Here is a 24,863-nt window from a genome sequence, read left to right as displayed (position 1 = left end):
CCTTACCTCTTCTGGCACCAATACTGGCTCTGGATGCGTCCAGCAGCGTCCAGTAAGCGGCTGGTTTCACAGCATTTTTAGACCGAGAATCGCCAGACACCGTCCGGCGAAATCCGGCTAAGGGCAACAGCAGCGGCAACAAAAGTTGCCCTTATTGTTGCCCTCGGATCGACCCGGCCTTGCTGGGAAACGACCATGCTGACCTACATCCAGATCAATGCCGCCAAGCCGAGGGAAAAGGCTTGGACCCTGAGTGATTCTCAAAGCCTCTATCTCGTCATCCAGCCCAATGGTTCGAAGCTGTGGCGCTTCAACTACCGCTTCCTCGACAAGCAGAAGAAGCTTCATCTCGGCGGATGGCCAACCATAAGCCTCGCGGAAGCACGTGTCCGGCGCGACGAAGCCAAGAAAAAGATTGCTGCGGGGATCGATCCGGCGCTTGAGAAGAAGCGCGCGCGGATCGCGGCCAAGTACGCCGCTGCCAACACCTTCCAGGCGGTCGCCGAGGAATGGCTTGTCAAATGCGAGCGGGATGGTCTCGCGCCGGTGACGGTCGACAAGATCCGCTGGCTTCTCGCCAAGGCCTATCCATTGATCGGCACTATCCCAATCGCGCAGATCACGCCGCACGAGGCACTCGCCGTGCTTCGCAAGGTCGAGGCGACCGGAGCCTACGAGAGTGCGCGGCGCATGCGCAGCGTCCTGAGCCGCGTGTTCCGCTATGGTGTGGCGACCGTCCGGTGCGACAAGGATGTTGCCGCCGACCTTCGCGGCGCGATCGCCGTGCCCAAGGTCAAGCATTTCGCGGCCATCACGCGGCCTTCCGAGGTCGGCGCTTTGCTCCGGGCCATTGACGGCTACAGCGGCCACAAGGTCACCATCATGGCAATGCGGCTCTCCCCACATGTGCTGCTTCGGCCCGGCGAGCTGAGGCAGGCGGAATGGACCGACATCGATTTCGACGAGGCGATCTGGTTCATCCCAGCGGAGCGCATGAAGATGCGACGGCCGCACCGGGTGCCGCTGTCACGGCAGGTGATCGCGATGCTCAAGGAGCTTCACGAGCACACGCACTGGTGGAAATACCTGTTCCCGTGCCTCGGCAAGGCGCTCCATCGTGCCGGTTTCAGATACAGGCTGCACGCGGCGAAGCTTCCCGGGCGGCCCGATATCGTGCTTGCCTCCCGGCGCGCTGCGATCTTCGTGCACGGATGCTTCTGGCATCGCCATGAGGGGTGTCACTGGTGCACGACACCGGCGAGCAACGTCGAATTCTGGCGCGGCAAGTTCGAGCGCAATGTCGAACGGGACCGGACCGTCGTCGAGACCTTGCAGTCGATGGAATGGCGGACGGCCATCATCTGGGAATGCGGGCTTCGCAAGCGTTATGCGGCGTCGACACTGGAGGACGTCGTGGCATGGCTTCGGTCCGATGATCTCGCCCACGAGAGCGCGCTGGTCCGACCAAAAGCGAAGAGCGATTGAAACATTCACACCTGTCACATAACCTGGGTCTCATCCCGCACAAACCCAGGTTATGTGACAGCGGCCGCGTCACATAACCTGGGTCTCAAGCCAGCCAGACCCAGGTTATGTGACCAATGAGCGAAACGCAGCAACCCCAGCGAACCCTCCTTGCCCAGCTGCTAATGCAGAAGCCGATCGTGCGGGCATACGAGCTTCGCAGCGAGGGTATCGATCCCAAGACCATTTCCCGCGCCGTTGCGGCCGGTGAACTGATCCGCATCTCGCGCGGCCTCTATCAGCGACCTGACAGCGATATCGACACCCATCAGGCACTGGCAGAGGCAGCGAAGAAGGTCCCTCGTGGCGTCGTGGCGATGGTCTCTGCGCTGGCATACCATGAGCTGACCGACCAGATGCCACGCAAGGTCTGGATGGCGGTCAGCGTGAAGGACTGGAGCCCGTCCGCTTCGTCCTATCCACCGGTCCGCATCGTCGAGTTCCGGGACAGATACATGCAGCAGGGAATCGAGCACCACACGATCTCGGGGACCCGCGTCCCGATCTATTCGATCCCCAAGACCCTCGCAGACGTCTTCCGAAATCGAAAGCTGGTCGATCGATCCGTCGCAGTGGAAGCACTCCGCGCCACGCTGGATCAGCGCAGGGCGACGCCGGCATCGATCGCAGAAGCGGCAATGGCTGGCGACGCATGGAACATCATGCGTCCCTATCTCGAGGCACTCACTTCCAATGGCTAAGGCGCCAGTGAACATTGCGGCCTCCGTCAAGCAGCGGCTGCTGAACCTCGCTCGCGCCGAAGGGCGAGCCTATGATGTGGTGCTCGTCCGCTATGCCCTCGAGCGGCTGCTCTATCGCCTTTCGATCTCCGAACATCGTGGCACCTTCATTCTGAAAGGAGGCATGCTCGTCACCCTCTGGATCGAAAGCAGCTCGCGCGAGACGAGAGATGCGGACTTTCTGGGTCACGGGGACTCCGACCCTGACTACCTGCGCGAGGTATTTGCCGGGGTCCTGTCGATCGATGCTGACGACGGACTTGCCTTCGACACGGCAAGCCTGAGGACCGCCGTCATCCGGGAAGAGATGGAATATGGTGGCGTGCGGCTGCGTGCCGATGCCTATCTTGAAAGGACCCGGATACCCGTCACGATCGACATCGGCTTCGGTGACGCGCTCGCCGACGCTGCCCGGACCATGGCCTATCCCTCGATGCTGGGCATGGATGAGCCGGAGATCCGGATCTATCCGCCTGCATCGGTCATCGCCGAGAAGTTTCAGGCGATGGTGGCACTCGGCATCGCCAACGGTCGGATGAAGGACTATTTCGACCTCTGGGCGATCCCCCGGGCGCTGGAGATAGCTCCTGACGATCTGGATGCAGCTATCCGAGCCACCTTCGAGCGACGTGGAACCTCCATCCCGGCGGACCGACCGCCCGGGCTGTCCGATGCCATGATCGGTGACGATGCCAAACGAACTCAATGGCACGCCTACGCCGCATCGCTCGATCTTAAGGAACTGGCCTTCGAAGAAGTCGTCGAAGCTGCTTGGGCGCTTGTCGGCCCTTCCTGTCAGAGGCTGTCGACCACGCCGTAGCGCGTCGCCGCGCCCGCCCGCTGCCCCAGCGCCGTGGCTGAAGTGTGTTCGGAACGGGTAGACCAGATCGGTCAGCAGCGTCCTGACCTCGTCACCGATCTTCTCGCCGACGATTGCCTCGTAGCCCTCGGAGAGAAACGAGCGATGATTTCCGACATGAAGCCGCTCCAGCTCTCGCTCGTGTAGTTCGAGATCAGGGAGCTTCGAAGGGAGAGTTATCCGAAAGCTGTCTTCCAGTTTTTCGATGCGCCCGCCGACGGCAGAGAGGCTCTGCGCCACGCGACGACCATGTTCGATCGTCCCGGCTATGGCGATCAGCTGGAGGACAGGGCCCGAATATCTGAGATCGCGCTGAATTGTTATGGCGGGCGCTTCAAATTCGCGATGCGCCTCCATTGCCAGCTTGAGTATCCGAACAACGCCAATGCGGATGATATACGATCGTTCCTGATCCACTTCATCGGACGCTGCCCCTCGATGGAAGCCTTCGAAATCGAGATCGAGCTCATTCACGGCGATTCGCATGAGGAGACCCACCCGGTCCGCCGCAACCTCCGCAGAAAGTTGCCGCTCCGCCTCGTTGAGGTGATCATAGAATTCGCGCAGATTCTCCATCACGATAGCGATCCCAAATCACCTGCGTTTCAGCAAGGCTCCTCCACAACCTCGATGGTGCTGTGAACATGGCTCAACCTAGAGAACCCGTAGCGCTTTCTGCTGAAGAGAAGGCTTGGATCGTTGAGTTCTTGCAGAGCCTCTCCGAAGAGGAGAACAGAATCTCACAGCAGCTCGCGCGTGACCATCGGGGGGGCCTTCTTGCTGGTGCGCTGAAAGAGCTCGATCTTCACGAAACGTTCATTGCGGAGAACGGTCTCGAAGAGGAGTTGTCGTATTCATATTATTTTCTGTCGATGGGTCTCAGGCGGCTGGCTATCCTCATGCTCAGCCTGCACTCGGACTTTCCGTTTCCTGCGATCACGATGCCACGATCCGAGTGAAGTGCGGGCATATTCGCGGGTGGGGAGCGGCGTCGGACCGGCGTCGCTCCCGCTTTCTATTTGCCTCGGCTGCCAGGCACGTGAGCAGAGGTCGGTGGGCAAGAACGCCAGAAAATCGGGAAGGCGCGTAAGGCAAGATAAAGCACTGGCACTCCTGTTGCCGTAAGCGCTTGCCTGCACATCGTTTTTCGGGGGAATGAACGGCACTGCCGCATGACGGACGGTGTCACCGGTCTCCTGAAATGGCAGAAATCCGCCCGTTCCGGCGACACCGGTTTTCATCGCGCGGCGCGCAAGGCATTGACGTGCTCCCCTGAAATGTGACCGATTTTGAGTAGAGTCCGACGCGAAGGAGTCGGACGGAATGAAGCGAAGCAGGTTCAGTGAAGAGCAGATCATCGCGATATTGAAGGAACATGAGGCGGGGATGCCGACGGCGGATGTATGCCGCTGGCACGGGATCAGCTCGGCGACCTTCTACAAGTATAAGGCCAAGTTCGGGGGTCTGGACGTGTCGGAGGCGCGGCGGCTTCGGGCGCTTGAGGACGAGAATGCGAAGCTGAAGAAGCTTCTGGCCGAGGCGATTCTCGACAATGCGGTGCTGAAGGATCTGACATCAAAAAATGGTGACGCCCGGCGCCAAGCGGGAAGCCGTCGCATATGCTCGTGACCATCACGGGCTGAGCGAGCGTCGGGCGTGCAGCCTGGTCGGCGTGAGCCGCCGGGTGATCAGATATGAGCCAACGAGGCCGGATGCCGGTGCTCTGCGGCAACGCCTGCGCGAGCTGGCGGCCGAGCGCCGCCGGTTCGGCTATCGTCGTCTGGGGTATCTTCTGGTGCGGGAGGGCATGCGCCCGAACCACAAGAAGCTGCTGCGTATCTATCGCGAAGAGGGACTGCGGGTCCGCCGCCGTGGTGGCCGCAAGCGGGCCTTGGGCACGCGGGTGCCGATGGCACTGCCGCAGGGTCCGAACCAGCGCTGGTCGCTCGACTTCGTATCGGACAGCCTGGTGTGCGGTCGGCGGTTCCGCATCCTGTGCATCGTCGATGACTTTACGCGGGAGTGTCTGGCACTGGTGGCCGATACGTCGCTGTCGGGCATCCGCGTTGCCCGGGAACTGACGACGCTGATCGGCCTGCGGGGGAAGCCTCACATGATCGTCAGCGACAACGGCACCGAACTGACCTCGTCGGCGATCCTGCGCTGGTCGCAGGAGCGTCAGGTCGAATGGCATTATATCGCGCCGGGGAAGCCGATGCAGAACGGCTTCGTTGAAAGCTTCAACGGACGCCTGCGTGACGCATGCCTCAACGAGACCCTGTTCACGTCGCTGGCGCATGCCCGCTTCGTGCTCATGGCTTGGCGATACGATTATAATCACGTCAGGCCGCACTCGAAACTGGGCGGGCAAACACCCGCCGAGATCGCCGGTCAATGGTCCTGGGGGCATGCCCCCAGGACCATTGCCATCCCATCAATCAACCATCATGAAGAAGCCGGACTCTACCTCTGACTGGTAACAATCAGGGGAGCACGTCACGCGAGTTGACGATCGGCGGGTGCTGAGCGGCATCGTTTTCGTCAATCGCAACGGGTTGCGATGGCGGGGTGCGCCGAAAGACTATGGCCCGCACAAGACGCTCTGCATCGTGATCGGCTCCCACCGAGTGGTCCGGGTGGATTGTTAGTGCATTGACGCCTCCATGGTCAGTGTTGGCCGTAGGTGGAGCGAAGCGGAACCAGAGAGCGACACTGGCGATGGACCGGCCTCGGGCACGGGTGGCCGCCTGCTCACCGGGCTCATCCATGACGGGCTTGGTCGGCCGATGTCGCCATCTCATGCCAGCAAACAGGGCAAGCGCTATCGCTATTACATCACCCATGAGCGGCATCGTACCGACCGCAATGATCGGATCTGGCGCGTCCCGGCACATGAACTCGAACGGATGGTGAGGGACAAGCTGTCCAGTTTCCTGCGCGACGAGCATGCCGTCCATGAGGCGGTCCGCCTTGAAGACGGCGGCGCGATCGAGGCTTGCTTCCGGCATGCCCATGCAGCCGCCATGATGCTGAACGAAGGGAGTGGTGCGAGCCAGCGTGCCGTCCTGCAGGACATGGTCAAGCGCATCGACCTGCATGACGATCATATCGACATCATGGTTCGGCTGTCGCCATTGACTGCCGGTTCGCCTGATCTCCATCTTCTCAGCTTTCCGGCAAAGCGCCTTCGGCGTGGTCAGGTCGTAAAGCTCATTATTCCGGGAACAGAGGAACCGGCCCCAACCGGTCGCGACACGCGTCTTGTCGAACTGATCGCAGAAGCGCATGCCGTTCGAAAGGCCGTGCTGGACCAAAGCGGATCGCTGGCACAGATCGCCGGACGGCTCGGTCGCGACCGTGGTCATCTCGCCGACATGATACGCATCAGCTATCTGGCGCCTGACATCGTCACAACCATCCTCGAGGGACGACAACCGGCATCGCTCAAGCGCAAGACGCTGATGGCAACGTCGCTCTCGCTCGACTGGTCGGAGCAGCGCAACCAACTCGGGTTCTCGTAGCCCGACCCCTCAACCTGATCGTAGTGGGGGCTCTTCGGAGCCCCTTTCTGGTCCCAGGATCAACAGCCGATGCGGCATCCCATTGCATCACCATCTGCAACGCAACTGTGGTCACTTTTGCACGGCATGGAGACTCAGGGGTATTTGTGCGGGTCCATCGGCGGTCGGAGACCAAGGCGACCACCACGCCGTTCCAGTCCTCTCGGCAAAGTCCCGGGAACTCGGGCGAAATTTACCTGGCCCTCACAGAATGGCACTGTTTATCAAGCGCTTATAGTGTCTGGTGCGGTCGAGATGCCTTTCCGAGCCTAGCATCTCTGCCTAATACATTGTTTTCAATATATTTGTTCCGATAAATTCTTACTCAGAATGACCTGTTCTGACCGCCTCTTGTGCCATTTGTGCCATGCTGCCTATGCCGAGTCAGGCGAACCGCACCCATCGGGCGGTGTGGCAAAAAATAACAGGATTTGGCACAATGGCGACCCTTCAGAAACGAAAGAAGTCGTGGCGCGTCCAGGTTCGTCGCAAGGGCGGGACGGTGTCCGCGACCTTCGACACAAAGGCCGACGCCGAAGCCTGGGCAATCGCGACCGAAGCAAAGATCCTCGCGGGCAATGGCGTTGAGAACATCGTTCAGGAACGGATCGCACCCGTCGCCGGGAAAGCGGCCAAGGAGGTGTTCACACGCTACGCGAAGGAAGTGTCGCCCGGAAAAAGAGGCGGGCGGTGGGAAGAGATTCGCATCAAGATGCTCATCCGCCGGAGCCGTCTGTTCGACCGGCCGATAACGGCGATCACTGGGCCCGATATGGCGGAGTGGCGCGACAAGCGGTTGTGCAAGGTGTCGGCCTCGACGGTGAACCGCGAACTGTGCCTGATCTCGAGCATGTTCACCCACGCAATGAAGGAGTGGCGCGTGGGCCTGAACTTCAATCCCTGCGCGCTGATCACCAAACCGCGCAAGCCACGGCCGCGCACCCAGCGCGTCACGGCCGAGGACCGCAAGGCCATCATCGCAAAGCTCGGTTGGGATGGAACGTCGGAGCCGACGACGTCGGGGCAATGGGTCGCGTTCGCCTTTTACCTCGCGCTCGAGACCGCCATGCGGAAGGGCGAAATCCTATCGCTGCGGTGGTCGGACATCGACTTCGACGCCCGCCATGCTCATCTCGACATGACGAAGAACGGTGACGAGCGCGACGTGCCGTTGTCCAAGGCCGCGATGACGCTGCTGCGGATCGTGAAGAAGCGGGAGCCGAGCGCGCCGGTCGTCCCTGTACAGACGGGACACTTCGACAAGCTGTTCCGCGATGCAAAGCGCGAGGCTGGCTTGCCCCACATCCACTTTCACGACAGCCGGCGAGAGGCGGCCACCACGATGGCCCCGAAACTGTCCAACGTTCTGGAGCTGGCAGCGATCACCGGACACAAGTCGCTTTCGATGCTGCAGGTCTACTACAAGCCCAAGCCTGCCGACCTCGCGGCGCGGCTGGATGCATAAGCGTGCGACGCATCGCTAAGGTCCGATGTCGAGCTTGGCCCGGCACGCAAAGGGCAGCCGACGTGCCGGTTCTTGAATTGTAGCTCTCAGGACTATACTATGACTCGTTCCGTCGAGCGAGCACGATCGTGACCGTGTTCATGACGAAGGGCTTCGCCCGTTTCGCGCGCAAGGCGGGGCTCGCGTCGGAAGCTCTTCGTGCCGCAGCAGTTGAAGTCGCGGCCGGGGAGCACGACGCGGACCTGGGCGGCGGCGTGTTCAAGCAGCGCGTGGCCAGACGCGGTGGCGGTAAGTCAGGAGGGTTCCGGACGATCATCTTGTTCAGGGTTGGCGGGCACAGCTTCTTCGCCCACGGCTTTGCCAAGAATGAGAAGGCCAATGTGAGCGTGAAAGAGCTCAAGGCACTGAAGCAATTGGCGGCGGTGTACCTGGGTCTTTCCGAGGACGAGGTAGGAACCGCTGTCGCGGCGGGTGAATTGATCGAGGTTTCGGACGATGATGACGAAGGCGAAGAGCAAGCGGGCTGAAAGCCCGATTTTGGCCTCGGTGCATGAGGCCGCAACCGGACTCCATCGGATCGGGCTCGTCGACAAGTCGACGATGCGCGAGTTCGATGCGCTATGCCTCACCGCGGTCGAGCCGATGGCCCCCGAAGAAATTCGTGCCTTGCGGGAGCGCGAGAAGGTCTCGCAGCCGGTGTTCGCCCACTATCTCAACGTTCGTAAAGACGCGATCAGCAAGTGGGAGCGTGGCGAGAAGCGTCCGGATGGACCGTCGCTCAAACTGCTGAATCTCGTCAAGGCGAAGGGGTTGCAGGCAATCGCCTAACCGCGCAGAAGAGGACTGTGATCGGGCACCCAAGCAGCTGATTATCCGCGCAAATCAGCAGCGGAAAATCACCGGCACCATCAATAGCACCAACACATCGTCTGGAAAATGCTGGATGTCTCCGGACAGGGGCAAAAATTGCGCTGTTCGACAGCCGCTTAGTAATAGCCATAGGGCGGGCGAAAGGCGTGATCATCATCGTCGCCGAACAGCTTGTTTTTCTCAAAACGCTGCTCGAGACCGTCAGCCGAAAGCGCCGCTTCGCGTGATACCAGCCGGCGTTCGGCCAACCCCAGGAATTCCCCGATGCGGCCGGTGCTCTCTGACATTTTCTCAGCGCGCAAATTCGCTACCAGCCTCCTCAGCCGATCAAGCGAGGCCATCTCCTCGAGAACTTCATCCAGCGCCTTGCCGCGACGTTCGGCGATATGATCCCTGCGAAGGGCGAGCTCGCGCAACCGCCGCTCTTCCTCGCGTTGCCGTGCCTGTTCCTCACGCTTGACCTGATCGTCCTTCTTCGCTGCCGCCAGCACTGCGATGCCAACCGCGATGTCGCTGGCCATGTTCTCGATCCGCTGGACCTTCGCATCCTTGAATGAGCGCCGCGGGCTGCCGCCCAAGAGATATGACTGCTCCAGCTCGAACGCGAGCTGGCCGGTCGGATGATAATCCCATTCCGGCCGGCGCAGGAACGACGGGCTGAAATCCATGTCGTCCCAGCTGCCGGGGTTGTTCCAGCGGCGCGCACGACGTTTTCGGGCCGCCTCCTGTTCGGCGAGTTCCTTCTCGGTCGGCACCTGCTTTTCGCGTCGGACACCCTCGCTGATCGAAAAGCCGATCGTCTCGCCCTCGCACTGGAAGCTCGCGGACTTCTCGCCCCGCACCAGCTTTATTCCCAGCGCTTCCGCCGCTGCCACGATACGGCCGAGCGCGAGTTCCAGGCGGTCGATCGAGGCCGGCGCGACGCTGACCTTGATCACGTTCAAGCCCTCGACTGTGACAAGGCCGTTGATCGAGGAAGGCGTTGCCTTGCGGAGCTGGGCGATAGTCCGATCGACGACCGGGTTCGACGACAAGGCGGCGTCGGTGTCGATCGATGACGCGAGCAGGCGGGCATTCTCGCGTGCAGTCGCGATAACCGCGGGTTCCGGTCCTAGTTGGCCAGCCGCGATCGTGATCCTGTCGGACATGCCAGCCTTGGCTTTCGGCAATGGGGTTTGCTTGACCGCCTTGCCGGCAGCCATTTTCGCCCACCATCCCAGCGGTGGGTTCGGGATATCGTGCTTCTTGCAGATCTTGTGGAGGGCCACATCCGAGAGCGCGAACTCCTTCGCAAGGTGGGTCATCGGTTTTGACCACACCAGATCGTAGAATTCCTGGCGCGTGAACACTCTCGACATTCGCAAGCATACCCTGACCAGAGTCGACGATTTCCGACGATCACATCACCTTCGGTGTCTATTCAGACACGGCGATCCATCGAGGATGGTAATACTGCGGAGCGAGATTACGCAGCTCGGAAATCAAGAAGGTTACATGAAGCGGGCGACACGTCCGAGGGTTCATGTTTGATTTACGCATGCCGTATCTCGGCTCCCTAGTGGAACAGGCCACGTTTGAGCCGAACGGCCAGGACGAGAAAGTCCTGAATGCGTCGCGATCTAGAAAGTCTGACCGAGCCCACTCTCGATGTTTCAGTTAATTGAAATCCACCAAAGCTGAGGCCACTGCCGCGTGGACAATTGTGCCGCCCGTTACGTTAAGTCCCGCCGCCAAATGTTGATCAGATGCCATTGCCGCTTCCGCGCCGGCATTTGCCAATTTGAGTACAAAAGGCAGTGTGGCATTATTAAGCGCGATAGCCGATGTTCGAGCCACCGCGCTGGGCATGTTGGCGACGCAGTAGTGGATGATGCCATCGATCTCATAGATCGGGTCTGTATGGGTCGTTGCCCGGCTGGTTTCAAAGCATCCGCCTTGGTCGATTGCGACATCGACCATAACGGAACCACGTTTCATGGTTTTCAGCATGTCGCGCGAAACGAGCTTTGGAGCGGCGGCGCCAGGAATCAAAACTGCGCCAATCACCAAATCGGCCTCACGGATCGCCTCCGCGAGCACCGACTTCACTGCGTAAGCTGTACGAACGCGACCGCCAAATGTTCTATCAAGGTCGGCTAAACGTGCCCCATTGATGTCGTAGACGATAACACTGGCACCCATGCCCATTGCGATCTGCGCTGCGTTTTCACCTGCTACACCACCGCCGAGGATCGCGACGCGAGCTGGCAGAACCCCAGGCACGCCGCCGAGCAAAACCCCGCGGCCGCCTCGCTCCTTTTCGAGATAATGCGCACCAATCTGCACAGACATACGGCCAGCTACCTCTGACATTGGTCGAAGCAAAGGAAGCGAGCCGTCGCTGGCTGTTACGGTCTCGTAGGCAATGCAGGTTGCACCCGATGCCATTAGTCCCTCAGCTTGGGGCGCATCGGCTGCTAAATGAAGATAGGTGAAGAGCACGTGTCGAGGCGCAAGAAGTGTAATTTCTTCGACTTGAGGCTCCTTTACTTTAACAATCAGATCCGCTTCACTGAACACTTCGACCGAGGAGCTGACGATTTTTGCCCCTACCGCGATGTAGGCGTCATCATTGAAGTCTATACCCGCTCCTGCGTTAGCCTGTACGAAGACAGTATGGCCTGCAGCCACAAGTTCTGCGACAGAAGATGGCGTAAGCCCCACACGATATTCGTGATTCTTGACTTCTTTGGGAACGCCAATGCGCATGCGTCCTCCTTTCGATTTGATGCGTTGACCGAATAGCGGTAGTTTCAGGAAATTCCTGACCAGTGTAGCGACTTGCTTTGAAGGAATTCATCGATGCCTTCGCGGCCGCCCTCCCGTCCGAAGCCCGACTGCTTTACACCGCCGAAGGGCGCCAACTCGGTCGAAATGGCCCCCGTATTGAGGCCGATCATTCCATATTCGAGCGCCTCGGCGACCCTCCAACTGCGATTGGCGTTTGACGTGTAGAAATAGGCCGCAAGACCCGCTGGCGTGTCATTCGCCAGGCCGACAGCTTCTGCTTCATCGTCGAACTTCAATATTGCGGCCACCGGTCCAAAAATCTCCTCTTGTGCGAGCCGCATTGATATCGCTGCGTTCGTGATGAGCGTCGGTGCCACGAACGCGGTTCTATCTCCGGGCAGTGATGCCTGCGCAGCAATGTGGCCACCATTCGCAAGCGCATCGGCAATCTGCTGCCGAACGTTCTCTGCCGCAGGGGCCGATATTAGCGGGCCAATGTCTGTATCCGGATCGGCGCCGTTTCCGACTTTGAGACCGCGGATAGCGCCACCGAGTCGATCGACGACGCAATCATGGATCTCGGATTGAATGAGGATGCGATTGGCGGAGATGCAGGTTTGCCCTGCGTTGCGGAACTTACTCGACATAATACCAGCAACTGCAAGGTCCACGTCGGCGTCGTTGAATATGATGAAGGGAGAATTCCCGCCCAGTTCGAGGCTAAGGCGCTTTACCGTATTGGCGCACAGCCGCATTAAGATGCGGCCCACCCTTGTGGAACCGGTGAAGCTGAGCTTGCGGATGGTCTGCCCCCACCGAGTGGACCGATTGGTTTGTTAGTGCATTAAGCTCATCGCCGCCATATCCGGACGGAGGTGGAGCGAAGCGGAACCGGAGGCCGGATATGGCGGTGTCGCCGTTTCCGGTGCCGGTGGCCGGTAGCCCAGGCTGCTATGCGGGCGGACGGTGTTGTAATGCCGCCGCCATGCCTCGATCAGCACCCTGGCCTCGGCGAGGCTGTAGAAGATCTCGCCATTGAGCAGTTCGTCGCGAAGCGACCCGTTGAAGCTTTCGTTATAGCCATTTTCCCATGGTGATCCCGGCGCGATGTAGAGGGTCTTTACGCCGATCTGCCCCAGCCATTTCTGGACGGCGGTCGCGATAAACTCGCTACCATTATCGGATCGTATATGCGCTGGCGGCCCACGCGAGATGAACAGGTCGGCCAGGGCCGCCAGAACATCCTCATGCTTGAGCTGCCGTGCAACGATGAGCGCCAGGCATTCCCTGCTGGCCTCGTCGATGATCGTGAGGATGCGGAACTTGCGACCGTCATGCGTCCGCCCCTCGACGAAATCGTAGGCCCAGACATGCCCCGGATATTCGGGGCGTAGCCGGATGCACGATCCGTCATTGAGCCATAGACGCCCGCGCTTTGGCTGGCGCTGCGGGACTTTCAGTCCTTCACGCCGCCATATCCGCTCGACACGTTTATGGTTCACCGTCCATCCCGCATGGCACAGCAACGCCGTGACCCGGCGGTAGCCGTAACGACCATATTGCTTCGCCAATGCAATGATGTCCTCGGTCAGTGCCTGTTCGTCATCCGCCCCGCGCGGCATCTTGCGCTGCGTCGATCGATGCTGACCCAGCACCCGGCATATCCGTCGCTCGGATACCCGCACTGGCAGATCCCGTCGTACCTGATCGATGCAGCGCCGCCGCCGCGCGGGGCTCAGAAGTTTCCCCGTGCAGCCTCCTGCAAGATCAGCTTGTCCAGGGTCAGGTCCGAGATCGCCCGGCGCAGCCGCTGGTTCTCCTTCTCCAGATCCTTCATCCGCCGCGCCTGGTCGGTCTTCAGGCCGCCATACTCCTTGCGCCACCGATAATAGGTCTGCTCGCTGACCGCGATCCGGCGGCAGGCTTCAGCCGTGCTCGCTCCCTGCGCCAGCACAATCTCAACTTCACGCAGCTTGCCGATGATCTCTTCCGGCTTGTGCTTCTTGCTCGGCATTCAATGTCCCTTTCATGGTCCAGACTATCATAGTCTCTGGGCCACTCAGCGGGGGGCAGATCACTTGACGATGCCCGATCAACCCTATCCGCACCAGTCGGGCTTGGGTTCACCGCGCGACCACCAGCGCGCAATCCCAGCATCAACGAGCGTCACGGCGAGATCGCGATGCCCGATCCAGACCCGCGCCACGGTGCGGTTGTAGCTGCACCCGACCCGTTCGAATGCGACGGTGCGGCCATCGAGCAGCGCGATCGCGCGGCGCTTCGCGGCCGCGCCGATCGCCAGCTCGCGAGCGAAATTTGCGTTGCCCGGCTGCGTCTCGGCAGCGTCGATTCCGGCGATGTGGATACGCTCTCCGCTCGTCAACCGGAAGGTGTCGCCGTCGGTGACATTGGCGATCCGGCCCGTAGTTCGTGATGGCGGGGCGGCCGCGACGACCATCGCGGCGGCACCGATCGCGAGCATTTTCCGCATGGCGATCGACCTCACCGGACCACGCGGCGGGTGACCATTCTGGCCTCGCCGCAAAAGGCGCAATGGTCCTTCGCGCGCTCGAAACCATCGCTCCCTGCAAGCTCGCGCGCCCTATGGCTGGCCTGGTGAACCGCTGTCAGACTGAGCTTTTCGACGATGCATTCGTCGCAAATCGGTGCCGGCGCGAGCACGGCGATCAGCCCCTTCACCTTGTCGGCCACCTGAAATTCGTCTCCCTTCCATCGGTCCTGGCGCCATCTGCGGCGCGGGATAGATCGCTTGTCGTTGGCAGTTGCCGCGCTCGCCGATCGCGTCCTTCGGTCGCTCCGGCTCGCTTGGCTTAGGGGTGAGACGGAGAGGATTCGACTGTTTTCAGGGAGATTTCGCGTAAGGCAAGATGAAGCAATGGTGCCAGCCTTTGGCTGGACACCATAAGTGTTTGTCTGCACATCGTTTTTCCGCGGGGCGCTGGCACCAGCCGGCGGATCGTGGTGCCAAGTCTGCGCCGCGCCGCGGAATCCCTTGGAAAATTTAGCACCGGTTTTCAGCCGCTCCGGGCCGGGTCATGCTGCCGGATAAGCCCGCAATCTTCAGGGTCCGGCAATGTTCAGCGACGACGATTTCGAACCCCGCCTGGGGCGCATGCGCGCCAAGGGCAACAAGCAGGGGCGCAAGTTTCTGTCCAAGGTGCTCGCCGCGGCCAATCTGGCCCGCGGCGGCACCGCGGCGTCCGGCCGGCGCAGCCGCTTCGATGGTAGCCGGATCGGACGCGGCTCGGGCGTCGGCCGCGTCCTCGGCAGCCGCGATCGCTATGCGGCGTTCCGCACGCGCCGGGTCATCATAAAATCGCGGATCGTCAAGCTCGCCGGCAAGGGGTTCGCCGCGGCGCGAGCGCATATGCGCTATATCGAGCGCGACGGCACGACCCGCGACGGCGGGCGCGGTCAGCTCTACGGCGCCGACGCCGACAAGATCGACGGCAAGGCTTGGCTCGATCAGGCGCAGGGCGACCGCCATCAGTTCCGGTTCATCGTCTCGCCCGAGGACGGCGCGGGGTATGACGATCTGAAAGAGCTGACCCGGCGGCTGATGGCGCGCATGGAAGAGGATCTCGGCACGAAGCTCGGTTGGGTGGCGGTCGATCATTTCAACACCGGCCACCCGCACACCCACATCATCCTGCGCGGCAAGGATGACCGGGGCAAGGACCTGATCATCGCCCGCGAATATATCACCCAGGGCATGCGCGAGCGCGCGGCGGAACTGATCGATCTCGATCTCGGCCCGCGCACGACCGACGCGATCCAGGACAAGCTGCGCGGCGAGGTCGATCAGGAGCGCCTGACCAGCATCGACCGCACCCTGCTGCGCGATGCCGATGCCGCCCGGCTCGTCAGCTCGGGCGCAAGCGATACATTCGACCAGACCGTGCGCATGGGCCGGCTCAAGAAGCTCGCGCGGCTCGGCCTCGCCACGCAGATGGGCGCCTCGACCTGGCGTCTCGCTCCCGATCTTACCGACACGCTGAAGCGGATGGGCGAGCGCGGCGACATCATCCGCACCATGCAGCGTGCCTTCACCGCGCGAGGGTCTGCGCCGGCGCTTGCCGATCAGGCTATCTACGATCCCACCGCGGCGGATGCCCGGCCGCTGGTCGGCCGTGTGATCGAACGCGGCCTGTCAGACGAGCTCAACGACCGTCATTATCTGTTGGTCGAAGCGACCGATGGCCGCACCCATTATGCCGAGATCGGCAGGGGCGAGAATGTCGAGCCGCATGCGAACGGCGCGATCGTGCGGATCACGCCCGTGTCGGTCGATATCCGAGAGGCCGACCGCACGGTCGCCGCGGTCGCTGCCGCCAATGGCGGGCGCTACGATGTCGACGCGCATCTTCGCCATGACCAGTCGGCAACCGAGGCGTTCGCCGAAACCCATGTGCGCCGGCTGGAGGCGATGCGGCGGCTGACCGGCGGCGTCACGCGCGAGGCCGACGGCACATGGATCATAGCAACCGATCATCTCGACCGTGCGGCCGCCTATGAAGCGGCACGGGCGAAGGACCGGCCGGTGGCGGTCGAGACGCTTTCTTCGCAGCCGCTGGAAAAGCTGATCGGCGCGGAGGCCGCGACCTGGCTTGACCGCGAGCTGGTCGCCGCCCATCCGGCGCCGCTTCGCGATGCCGGGTTCGGCCATGATGCGCGCGACGCCCAGGCGCGCCGGCGGCAATGGCTGATCGCACAGGGATTTGCCGAGGAAGCAGCCGGCGGCACGGCCTACGGGCCGGGCATGATCGCGGACCTCCAGCGCCGCGATCTGCTCCGTATCGGCGCGCAGCTCTCGCGCGAGCTGGGCATGCCGTTCGTCGAAAGCGAGCCCGGCGCGCGCGTGAGCGGCATCTATCGCAGGCCGGTCGACACGATGAGCGGGCGGTTCGCGCTGGTCGAGAAGTCGCGAGAATTCACGCTGGTGCCGTGGCGGCCGGTGCTGGACCGCCATATTGGCAAGAGCGTGTCCGGTCTTACGCGCGGCGATGGGATCAGCTGGAGCTTCGGCCGTAGCCGAAGCGGACCGATCATTTCATAAGGAGCGATCATGCGATTGAACGACGAACGTGGCTAAGCCCACTCAGACAGCGACAGGCATCTGTCAGTCGTAGTGCGAAGCCGAGGATCCAAGGATGCCAAACAGAATATCGCTCGCGCCGGGAGTTGATCGCCGATGACCGCAGGGCATTCTGAAATGTGGATCGGTTTCGCGCGCGTTCGTAAGGACGCGACCACTTCGTCGAGAAACTGCTGCTGATCAGGCCGCTTCAAACCGATGTCGCGATCATTGAGTGCCCAGACTTGAGAGTCGAGTTTGATCAGCGGATCACTGACTTGGAACTGCATGCCCAGATTGATTCCGCGAACCGCAACCACTCGCTGCCGGAGATCGGCAGATGTCAACGGACCGCCAGCGCTCTGGAGGATCGCAATCACCGCCTGGCGTATGTCGACACGCGCGTTGTCGTTCGTGCAGTCGTCCCGGACCCAGACCATTCGACCCAAGGTCTGGAGCGTCGCCGCTTCCTTTAGCGCGATATCCATCTGGTATTTGTCGAAGCTCTCGGGGATACGGACGTCGCGCTGACGAAGTAGGTCGACCACCTCAGACGCGTGCCATTGACGGTCTTGCCCGGCCTCGGCGACGATCTCCGCCGCCTCCTCGGCGAACGCCTCCCACTCGCTGCGCGGCACGCTCAGATGCTTGACCACACCATAGGTGCCTGGACCAAACAGATATCCGACTTCCGCCGCCGCGTTATGGACACGGCGCTCGTCCAGATCGCGGCCCGCGCGAACAGACGCCTGACTGGCGATCTCCGAGTAATGAAGAGGCATGTCGCTCTCTAGGAGAACAGCCTCAACGATCTGGTCGACACCTCGACCGTAGGAGATGAGGATTCGGGCGCCGCCGTCATCAGCGAAATGGCACCATTTCGAGGCAATATCCCAGAGTAGGGCGCCAAACTCACGCGCCTCAGTGGGAACCAGCAGGAGGACGTGATTGCGGCAGTCGTCTTCCGTCCAGTTTCGATCGACGCCGCTCGCCAAGAGCCGGCGCGCCGTTCCGACGATCTCGTTCCACTGGTCCTGACTGAGGAAACCAAGATATTCGATGCCGTCGATGTCGACGAGCGAGACCTTAGCGTCGCACATGTTGTCGATGAGATATCGGACCGCCCGGCGATGTTTGGCAACGCCCTGAAACCAGGGGTCTAGAGCTTCGGCGCCAATCAGAGGCAATGGGAATTCGCGCTCGGCCAGCATCGCGCTGAGCTTTGCCGCCAATATGTCGTCCCAGATTTCCATCCGGATCAAGCGGTCGACGACCTTTGCTTCGATCTGGCGGATGCGCTCGCGCGTAATCCCGTAGCTGTCGCCGATCTCGGCAAGGGTCTCTGGCTCGCAATTGAAACCCATGCGTCGGTTGAGAATATCCCGTTCGCGATCGGCGAGGGTGCAGAGCGAGCGCTGCACGGCTTCGATGAGTGTATCGTCGACCTTCTGGGAGGCCAAGACGTCGAGAGAGCGTGGCCCCGCCGCCAGTTCGCGCTCCAGAATGCTAACAAGATGGCGGATCGACGTCCTACCGAAATTCTGAAGCGTAAGCAGTTCCGGAATGGACATTTTGCCGATGTCCGCAACGCTTGTCGCGTCGAGATTTCTGAACACGTTGCCGATCCGCACGGTCAGGTCGAGATCCGCAATGGGGCGCGATGCCAGCCAAGGCGGCGCCGCGCGGGCGAGCGCGGTTGGGTCGTCGCTGGCCGTGCCCACCAACGCGGCGGAACGGAATTTGCCGAGCCGTATTCTGAGATCAGCGTCCAACACCTCTTCGTGTCGAACGTAAGTCTCATCGCAGAGGATTCCTGCGTCGATCAGCCGATCGCGCAATTCCGGATGGGCGAATGCAAAATCGTTGACCCATCCCTGAAGTCCGAACCCGGCTCTTGCCGGTTGGGTCGTCTCCGGTTCGAGTGCCGAGTAGCCCCATCCCTCGAGCGCAAGATAGATCGGCTCCGAGCCGACAATACCAATCGGCTCCCTCGAACTCGAAAATGTCAAAGGCAGCGCGCCACGGGCTCCTGGCGTCAGCAACACCTTGCCCGGAAATTGCGTCGCAAGCGCTTCGAAGGTTCGCGCCGTGCGGCGCTCAAACCCTACATGCAAGACCGCGCATTTTTCCGCGCCGCTTGATGCCTCCCAAGCTCTCAACACCGGTTCGAGGGCGTGAAAGACCTCGTTGTGCCATTCGCCGTCAGCGGTGCGTGTCAGCAGAAATGCCCGGAGCGACGTAATCATGATCAGCCATGCTTCTCATCTGCCTGATCGAGCAAAGCGGCGAAATCTATCTCCCCAGCTTTTGCTTGGGAGTAGAGTTCATTCACTCCCCAGTCGGCGAGCCGCTCAATGAGGCGATACACGGTTGTGTCCTCCAACGCGCTCGGCATGAGCGCTTCCACCGCGCGACGCAGCGCTTGGTCAGGGTCGAGCGAACCGACGTTGTAGAGATTGACGCGCTTGACGAGGTCGCCGGGGACGACCCCCTGCGCGATCGCGAGACTGGCGCCGAACCGATAACCGTCGATCTTGTCGGCAAAGACTCCCATCTCCTTTAGTTCGGCAAGCTTGTCGTCGACGGCTTCTGAGAGGCCGACGTTGATCAGATCGCTCGTGCTCACAGCGCGGTCCTCTCGATTTTTGACTGAGTCTCCGAAACTTCGGTGATGGTGTAGGCGGCACCAATCCTCGACTTGATCGAGGCGAGGTCGGTGTCAGGCCGGATCTCACCGCCATGAACCAGCAGCACGAACTGGCTCGTGACGGTCGGCAGATATTTCAGAATATTGTCGCGGTGTTTGGGATCGAGACGCCCGAACGGCGTGTCCATGACCACCGGGCCGATCGCCCGACCGGTCCTGTTGAGGCCGTCGATCAACGACAGCGCTACGACTTGCTCCGCTCCGGCGCTACGGATTGATACCGGGCGACCCGTGCTGTCGATGATGCTCAGTCCGTAGTTATCGTTGATCTCAAGACCACGGTACGACTTTTGGGTTGTCATTTCCTTGAAGGACTGGCTTGCCAAGGTCTGGACCTGCTCACGCAGCTTGTCGCGCAACCGCTCGACGCTGGCAGCAAAGCACGCTTCGATTTCGCCAATGATGCCGACCTTCACCGTGCTCCGCTTCGATCGCGCGCCGGCGAGACCTTCGATCGATTTCCGGGCAACCGCGAGTTCCTCGTTGGTCTTGGCGATATCGCGTTCCACGGTCTTGATGGACTCAGTGAGCCGCCCTTCCTCCTTCAGCTTTTCCTGATGGAGCACACGCTTTCTGGAGAGTTCGGCCGTATCATGACCGGCAATCTTCTCCTCGGTCCGCTCGATATCGTTTTCGGCTTTCTGCAAGGCAACTTCGGCCGCCCGGATATCCTTATCGATCTCGACCAGCCGCTCGCGCGCCCGAACGCCTTTGATATCATCGAGGATTGCGAGCTCCGAGGCGACACTGTCAATCCCGCTCGCGGCGTCGTCGAGGTTTGCGAGATCGACTTCGAACTGGCCGAGCTGGGCACCGAGCGCGGCGCGTTCTTGTTCAGGAAATGGCTGCTTGCAGGTCGGGCAGGCGCGCGTGTCTAAGGCCTTCTGGACGCTTTTGATCGCTTCCTCCAGCTTGAGACGCGCGCGTAGCGTCTCCGTCGATTTGGCTTGCCGCTGTCGCAGGATCGTCCGTTTGACCTCCAGCTTCGCGTCCAACAGATCCTTCCATGCAAGACCGAGCAGCGAGTGCCGCTCACCCCTTTTCCGCTTCAGCGTCGTGTCCGCACCGGTGGCCGCCTCCTTGGCGGCATCCAAAGTCGCCTTCAAAGCCAAGATCGTAGCCGCCTGCTCAAGCTCGTCTTCCAGGACCGAACGTTCGGATCGCGTCTGTGCCAGCTTTTCCTGAAGCTTCATCAGATCGGCATCCTGGCTGTCGAGCCGCGCCGTCAGCTTCGCCATGTTTTCGGCCGAGCGCTCCAATCCAGCAATGTGGGCCATTTCCTGGCTTTGCTTCTTCGTCGCCGCTTTCAGCATCGCGCCAAGCTCCGCGCGCCCGTTCGTCAGCGCAGGCACACCCAGGACCTGTTCGATCGCTTCCTTGATCTGACGGCCCTGCTCGCTCCCTTCGATCAGCAGCTCCTCATATTCCCCGAGAAGCTCGCCATCGAACAGGAAGAAGCGCGAGACTTGCTCGGGTGCCACCAGATTGATCTCCGCCTCGACCTGGTCGCCGGCGATCACGATTCCGTCCTTCGAAAGGTGGGGCGCAACGATGAAATCTTCGGTGCGTGATGGCGTCGCAACATGGGCGCGGCGGTCGGCCGTACGGCGAAGCTCATAATCATGCCCGTTCGCCTCGAATTTCAGAAACACCTCGACGCGCCAGTCGTCGACGCGCGCGCCATCCTTATTGACGATGTCGTGCAGGGCGATCGGCCGGGAGTGACGGCCCACGGCACGCCCGTAAAATCCCCAGCGAAGTGCGTTCATGAGCGAGGTCTTCCCGCGCATGTTGTCGCCGAGCACGATCATCACGTTGCGATGATCTTCCGTCGGAAAGTCCACCGTGATGGTCTCGCGGTACGGCATGAAGTTGGTGGCAACGAGCTGGTGGAGCTTCATTGTTCAGACGCCCCCTGAACAGTCGCGTCGACAAGTTCATCGATCAGGCGCTCCATCGCCACGGACGATTGCGTTCGATCGTTGTTGAACTGATGCCGGCGCTGGATCGCATAGCATGCTCGCAGCAGGCTTTCGTCGACATCCGGCGCTACTTCGGCGCGGGCCGCGAGCAACGTCTGAAGAGCAAGGTCCTCTTCATTCATCTTCTTCATCCCCCTGTTGGGCATCGAACTCATCAGGATCGATGCCCATATTGATGGCGATATCGCGTAGTTCCGCGCCCGCCATGCGATTGAGCGCGTGATTGGCGAACTCGATTGAGCGAACGAGCTCCGCACGGAGCAAGCCGAGTTGATCCTTTTCGTCCTCGGCGTTGACCGGCGTGACGATGGCATCGTGGATGACGGCCAGCGCCTTGCCCGGCGCTTGCCGTAGTACGCGCCCGCGGCGTTGGATGAATTGTCTGGGATTTTGGGACGATGCGAGAATGAGCGCGTGTGAGACCGCCGGAATATCAACACCCTCGTCCAGGCACCGGATCGAAACCAATATTCCACCGAACGACCTGAACCAGTCCATCGTCGCATCGCGATCGCCGAACATATTGGAATGATATTCGATCGGATTCATTCCCTGCTCGCGCAAGGCAATCAGGACGTCGGTCAGTTGTCCGCCATCTTCGCAATAGATCAGCCAACTCTGTCCCGCCTCGAACTCCGTCCTTAGCACATCCGCTGCCAGGCGAACCTTGGCGCTGGCCTTCTTGGCGATGCGCGCCCGCTTGATGAGAAGCATGCGGGCTCGCTCGCTAAGGACTTTCCGGCCGCCATCGTCGGTCTTGGACCGGGCGATCTCGAGCTGGATCGCCTTGGTTTCCTTAAGCCAATCCTCCGCTTCGGTTGCGCTGAGGTGGATTGGATGAGGATGATATTCGTACGGAACAAGTCGGCCCGCAGCCACTGCGTCGGCGAGCGTGATCGGGGGCGGGACGACGGCACCGAAATAGGCGAAAATCTTCGCGGTCCCGTCCGGGTCGCCGTAGCGTTGCGGCGTTGCCGAGAGGCCAAGGCGTGCGCCCGCTTGGACGTTCAGGAATTTCGAGTTTTGATTGCTGCCGATCTGATGGACTTCGTCGGCGACGACCAACAAATGATCGCCCTGTGAGACGCCGAGGCGAAACTCATCGGTCGAAGCAGTTGGCATCATGGCGACGACAAGCCGCGGCCCAAGCGAACGATCATCGGCCGTCATGCTGCGCAGACGGCTGGATCCCTTCCATCGGTCATGACCAGCCCCGGCGAGCAACATGATCGCGTCGGGAATCTCGTCCGCCAGCTCTCTCGCCCATTGTTCGAGTAAAAGACGACTTGGGACCAGCACGATGGCCGGATCGCCGCGCGAAAGATGCTCTCGCAGCGCGATGATCGCGGTGAAGGTCTTCCCGCTTCCCGTGGCGTGTTCGAACACTCCGCGCCGACCTTGAGCCTTCCACGCCTCGATCGCCGCGGATTGATGGGCGAGCGGAGAGCGGCGCATCGCTTCTCGCTGTTTCGGCTCGTCCGCTAGCTCGTCCAATTTCGCCGCCGCATATCTCTTGATGTACTCCTTCACCGTCGCCGGCACCGGTGAGACTTCAATATCCGGGTCGCGTTCGTGCCAAAGCGTGTCAAAATGCTGCGCATGCTTTTCCACGCGCTCTGCCTCTAATCCTCCGCGCCAACTGCAGAAGACTTCGATCGACTCAAAATTCCCTTTCTCATGCCAGCCGCTCCAAGTCTCGTTTGTCGAGCCTTTGAAGCTGACAATGTTGCCTAAGGTATCAGAGAAGATCCCAATCTTTTCGTGGTAGATGCCTCTTCGGTCACGCCGCTCCGCGATCTTGATTTCCAGGGCGCCCGTTGCGATCAGCGTCGCCAGCGTCCGCGCCGCGAACGCAGTCCGGCGATCCGCCAGCAGGGCGTCGAATTGTGCGATGAGGGTATCTTCAATGCTCGCTAGTCGCTGGGCGTAGCCGGACGCGATATATTCGACGTCGTCATGATCCAGGTCCGGCGAGCAGATCATCAGAATTTTCCCGCCGCGCCGTGCGAATTCGACGACCGCGGGGCCAACAACTAGGAACACGGTCGATCGGAAATATCCGACTGCCCGATGATATGTGGATGCCTCTCGCAAGCAACGGACGTAGAATTTTTCGACCGGATCGTCTTTCAGCGAACGATATTCGGTCGCGAGATCGAGCGCGGCCAAATTGCCACTGAACGGCGACGTTTCGACAGAAGCGAGCCCGCTCACTTTCGCGGTAGCCGGCCGGCTGGAGGGTTAGCCATTCGAATCCTCGGTCGCAGTCTGGGCCTCCGCGACGACGCCAGGAAACCGACCCAACGATCCGTCCACATATCCTCGATCAGCCTCAACGGAGACCCAGCGCCGATTCAGATTCTCGGCAACGCTCCCCGTCGTGTTGGACCCGCCAAAGGGGTCGAGAACGAGATCGTCTTCATCGGTTAGAAACTGAATGAAGAAAGCCGAAAGCGACGACTGCATACGTGCCGGGTGGGCGACAAGGCCGTTGTCCTTGCAATAGCTACGGTAGCCCTTGTCCCACCCCGTCCCGGTATATTTCAGCAACGCATCCGGATAATGTTCGCCGGTAAGATCGAGAACGTTAGGACCGATTGACCCGCCATGATCGGTCAGGAACCCTTTCTCGGAGATCACATGCCCCGAAGGTCGAGTGCCTGCATTATAGGATTGGCGCTCAAGGAGCTTCTTCATGTCCTTGCTGTAGGGATTGAGTACCCGGCGATTATCGGCCTTGGGGAACTCTGCCTTGGACATCCACCACACGTGGGTGAAAGAATCCTTCAATCGCGCACGCTTCAAATTGACCCAGGCGGCCGGACTCGGAAGGCGCGCCGGGTTGTGGCAGATCACGTGCTGGCAAAGGTTCAGTTTCGCAGACCGTTTGAACGCTAGAAGCGCTTCGAGCGGCAGGGTCGACATGATGGGGGAGCCTTCCTCCCACGCGTTGCCGATCTCGATGACGATGGAGCCATCCTCAGTGAGCAGGTCGGTCAGGGGCTGCGCGAGAGATTCCAGCCATTGCAGATACGCCTCGCCGGTTTCGTTTCCGTAGCGTTTCTTGCGGACCAGCGGGAACGGCGGTGAGGTGACGATGAGGTTTACTTTGCCCCTGTGCTGCTGAAGCAGCGGCGACGTCAGGGCCGTTTCGATTCTTCCATGCAGCATCGTTCCGCGATTGGTCTGGTAAGCGACCCGCGGTTGTTCCTCCGGCTCAGCGTCCGGCAAGTTGCCCGATTTGGACGCCATACTCAGCCGATCTGTACGGCGACTAGATGTTCGCACCAGC

23 protein-coding genes and 2 pseudogenes are annotated in these 24,863 nt (G+C 61.0%); 12 read left to right on the top strand and 13 right to left on the bottom strand.

Features of this window, described 5'->3' with window-relative positions:
- Positions 1 to 195: 195 nt before the first annotated feature.
- From vsr to ACMT1E_RS08895, 7 genes and pseudogenes are all read left to right on the top strand, one after another.
- Complete coding sequence (gene vsr / locus ACMT1E_RS08925) at positions 196 to 1,485, top strand: DNA mismatch endonuclease Vsr (RefSeq protein WP_414899748.1); 1,290 nt, start codon at positions 196 to 198, stop codon at positions 1,483 to 1,485.
- Between the two features lie 116 nt (positions 1,486 to 1,601).
- Positions 1,602 to 2,225 carry a type IV toxin-antitoxin system AbiEi family antitoxin domain-containing protein gene (locus ACMT1E_RS08920; RefSeq protein ID WP_284732254.1) on the top strand — a complete coding sequence of 208 codons (624 nt, stop codon included), beginning with the start codon at positions 1,602 to 1,604 and terminating at the stop codon, positions 2,223 to 2,225.
- A 7-nt stretch (positions 2,226 to 2,232) separates the two neighbouring features.
- Entirely contained in the window at positions 2,233 to 3,084 is an 852-nt protein-coding gene (locus ACMT1E_RS08915) for a nucleotidyl transferase AbiEii/AbiGii toxin family protein (protein ID WP_414899746.1), read from the top strand.
- Positions 3,085 to 3,372: 288 nt separating this feature from the next.
- Complete coding sequence (locus ACMT1E_RS08910) at positions 3,373 to 3,765, top strand: hypothetical protein (protein ID WP_414899745.1); 393 nt, start codon at positions 3,373 to 3,375, stop codon at positions 3,763 to 3,765.
- A complete protein-coding gene (locus ACMT1E_RS08905; protein ID WP_414899743.1) occupies positions 3,762 to 4,082 on the top strand; it encodes a hypothetical protein in 321 nt (106 codons plus the stop codon). Before ACMT1E_RS08910 ends, ACMT1E_RS08905 begins: the two co-directional genes overlap by 4 nt.
- Positions 4,083 to 4,446: 364 nt before the next feature.
- A protein-coding gene (locus ACMT1E_RS08900; RefSeq protein WP_414899742.1) for an IS3 family transposase occupies positions 4,447 to 5,596 on the top strand; the annotation gives its coding sequence in 2 pieces (ribosomal slippage) (positions 4,447 to 4,703 and positions 4,702 to 5,596; 1,152 coding nt in all).
- 28 nt (positions 5,597 to 5,624) lie between these two features.
- Positions 5,625 to 5,726, top strand: a pseudogene (locus ACMT1E_RS08895) (transposase); the annotation flags it as partial.
- Positions 5,727 to 5,767: 41 nt separating this feature from the next.
- Here the strand turns inward: ACMT1E_RS08895 and ACMT1E_RS08890 are convergent.
- A pseudogene (locus tag ACMT1E_RS08890) lies at positions 5,768 to 5,884 on the bottom strand (integrase catalytic subunit); the annotation flags it as partial.
- A gap of 25 nt (positions 5,885 to 5,909) precedes the next feature.
- On the opposite strand from ACMT1E_RS08890, the gene ACMT1E_RS08885 reads away from it, so the two are divergent.
- The 4 genes from ACMT1E_RS08885 to ACMT1E_RS08870 all read left to right on the top strand — a co-directional run bounded on the left by ACMT1E_RS08885 (position 5,910) and on the right by ACMT1E_RS08870 (position 8,976).
- The gene (locus ACMT1E_RS08885; RefSeq protein ID WP_414899741.1) at positions 5,910 to 6,644 is read left to right on the top strand and encodes a hypothetical protein; all 735 of its coding nucleotides are present in this window, start codon (positions 5,910 to 5,912) and stop codon (positions 6,642 to 6,644) included.
- A gap of 478 nt (positions 6,645 to 7,122) precedes the next feature.
- Complete coding sequence (locus ACMT1E_RS08880; protein WP_414899740.1) at positions 7,123 to 8,148, top strand: tyrosine-type recombinase/integrase; 1,026 nt, start codon at positions 7,123 to 7,125, stop codon at positions 8,146 to 8,148.
- Between the two features lie 128 nt (positions 8,149 to 8,276).
- Positions 8,277 to 8,675 (top strand): type II toxin-antitoxin system RelE/ParE family toxin, encoded by a 399-nt coding sequence (locus tag ACMT1E_RS08875; RefSeq protein ID WP_414899739.1) that lies wholly within the window; start codon positions 8,277 to 8,279, stop codon positions 8,673 to 8,675.
- The gene (locus tag ACMT1E_RS08870) at positions 8,644 to 8,976 is read left to right on the top strand and encodes a helix-turn-helix domain-containing protein (protein WP_414899738.1); all 333 of its coding nucleotides are present in this window, start codon (positions 8,644 to 8,646) and stop codon (positions 8,974 to 8,976) included. The genes ACMT1E_RS08875 and ACMT1E_RS08870 overlap by 32 nt, the downstream gene beginning before the upstream one ends.
- A gap of 158 nt (positions 8,977 to 9,134) precedes the next feature.
- Here ACMT1E_RS08870 and ACMT1E_RS08865 read toward each other — a convergent pair whose 3' ends face one another.
- The 6 genes from ACMT1E_RS08865 to ACMT1E_RS08840 form a co-directional block, all read right to left on the bottom strand.
- Positions 9,135 to 10,376: a hypothetical protein gene (locus ACMT1E_RS08865; RefSeq protein WP_414899737.1), complete on the bottom strand. Its 1,242-nt coding sequence runs from the start codon at positions 10,374 to 10,376 to the stop codon at positions 9,135 to 9,137.
- 298 nt (positions 10,377 to 10,674) lie between these two features.
- Entirely contained in the window at positions 10,675 to 11,766 is a 1,092-nt protein-coding gene (gene ald / locus ACMT1E_RS08860; RefSeq protein ID WP_414899736.1) for an alanine dehydrogenase, read from the bottom strand.
- Between the two features lie 44 nt (positions 11,767 to 11,810).
- Complete coding sequence (locus tag ACMT1E_RS08855) at positions 11,811 to 12,542, bottom strand: aldehyde dehydrogenase family protein (protein ID WP_414903357.1); 732 nt, start codon at positions 12,540 to 12,542, stop codon at positions 11,811 to 11,813.
- 81 nt (positions 12,543 to 12,623) lie between these two features.
- A protein-coding gene (locus ACMT1E_RS08850) for an IS3-like element ISSpma1 family transposase (protein WP_145923348.1) occupies positions 12,624 to 13,801 on the bottom strand; the annotation gives its coding sequence in 2 pieces (ribosomal slippage) (positions 12,624 to 13,537 and positions 13,537 to 13,801; 1,179 coding nt in all).
- A gap of 84 nt (positions 13,802 to 13,885) precedes the next feature.
- The gene (locus ACMT1E_RS08845; RefSeq protein ID WP_414899735.1) at positions 13,886 to 14,269 is read right to left on the bottom strand and encodes a thermonuclease family protein; all 384 of its coding nucleotides are present in this window, start codon (positions 14,267 to 14,269) and stop codon (positions 13,886 to 13,888) included.
- A 20-nt stretch (positions 14,270 to 14,289) separates the two neighbouring features.
- Positions 14,290 to 14,499, bottom strand: coding sequence for a hypothetical protein (locus ACMT1E_RS08840; protein WP_414899733.1), 210 nt, complete (start codon positions 14,497 to 14,499; stop codon positions 14,290 to 14,292).
- 382 nt (positions 14,500 to 14,881) lie between these two features.
- Between ACMT1E_RS08840 and rlxS the strand changes: the two genes are divergently transcribed.
- Entirely contained in the window at positions 14,882 to 16,864 is a 1,983-nt protein-coding gene (gene rlxS, locus ACMT1E_RS08835) for a relaxase/mobilization nuclease RlxS (RefSeq protein ID WP_414899732.1), read from the top strand.
- Between the two features lie 32 nt (positions 16,865 to 16,896).
- On the opposite strand, the gene ACMT1E_RS08830 is transcribed toward rlxS, so the two are convergent.
- From ACMT1E_RS08830 to ACMT1E_RS08805, 6 genes are read right to left on the bottom strand one after another with little or no spacing between them, the layout of a single operon-like run.
- Entirely contained in the window at positions 16,897 to 19,128 is a 2,232-nt protein-coding gene (locus tag ACMT1E_RS08830) for a sigma factor-like helix-turn-helix DNA-binding protein (protein ID WP_414899731.1), read from the bottom strand.
- A gap of 2 nt (positions 19,129 to 19,130) precedes the next feature.
- Entirely contained in the window at positions 19,131 to 19,508 is a 378-nt protein-coding gene (locus tag ACMT1E_RS08825) for a hypothetical protein (protein ID WP_414899730.1), read from the bottom strand.
- Positions 19,505 to 21,490, bottom strand: a complete 1,986-nt coding sequence (locus ACMT1E_RS08820; RefSeq protein ID WP_414899728.1) for an AAA family ATPase — start codon at positions 21,488 to 21,490, stop codon at positions 19,505 to 19,507. The genes ACMT1E_RS08825 and ACMT1E_RS08820 overlap by 4 nt, the downstream gene beginning before the upstream one ends.
- Positions 21,487 to 21,702: a DNA modification system-associated small protein gene (locus tag ACMT1E_RS08815; RefSeq protein WP_414899727.1), complete on the bottom strand. Its 216-nt coding sequence runs from the start codon at positions 21,700 to 21,702 to the stop codon at positions 21,487 to 21,489. The genes ACMT1E_RS08820 and ACMT1E_RS08815 overlap by 4 nt, the downstream gene beginning before the upstream one ends.
- Positions 21,686 to 23,785, bottom strand: a complete 2,100-nt coding sequence (locus ACMT1E_RS08810; RefSeq protein WP_414899726.1) for a DEAD/DEAH box helicase family protein — start codon at positions 23,783 to 23,785, stop codon at positions 21,686 to 21,688. Before ACMT1E_RS08810 ends, ACMT1E_RS08815 begins: the two co-directional genes overlap by 17 nt.
- Positions 23,786 to 23,812: 27 nt before the next feature.
- A complete protein-coding gene (locus ACMT1E_RS08805; protein WP_414899725.1) occupies positions 23,813 to 24,823 on the bottom strand; it encodes a DNA-methyltransferase in 1,011 nt (336 codons plus the stop codon).
- Positions 24,824 to 24,863 lie beyond the last annotated feature (40 nt).

Origin of the sequence: Sphingomonas flavalba (assembly GCF_047553045.1) — a bacterium.
In the GTDB taxonomy this organism is placed as follows: domain Bacteria; phylum Pseudomonadota; class Alphaproteobacteria; order Sphingomonadales; family Sphingomonadaceae; genus Sphingomonas_L; species Sphingomonas_L flavalba_A.
Note: the sequence above shows the minus strand (reverse complement) of the source record. Positions and strands in the feature narration are given on the sequence as shown.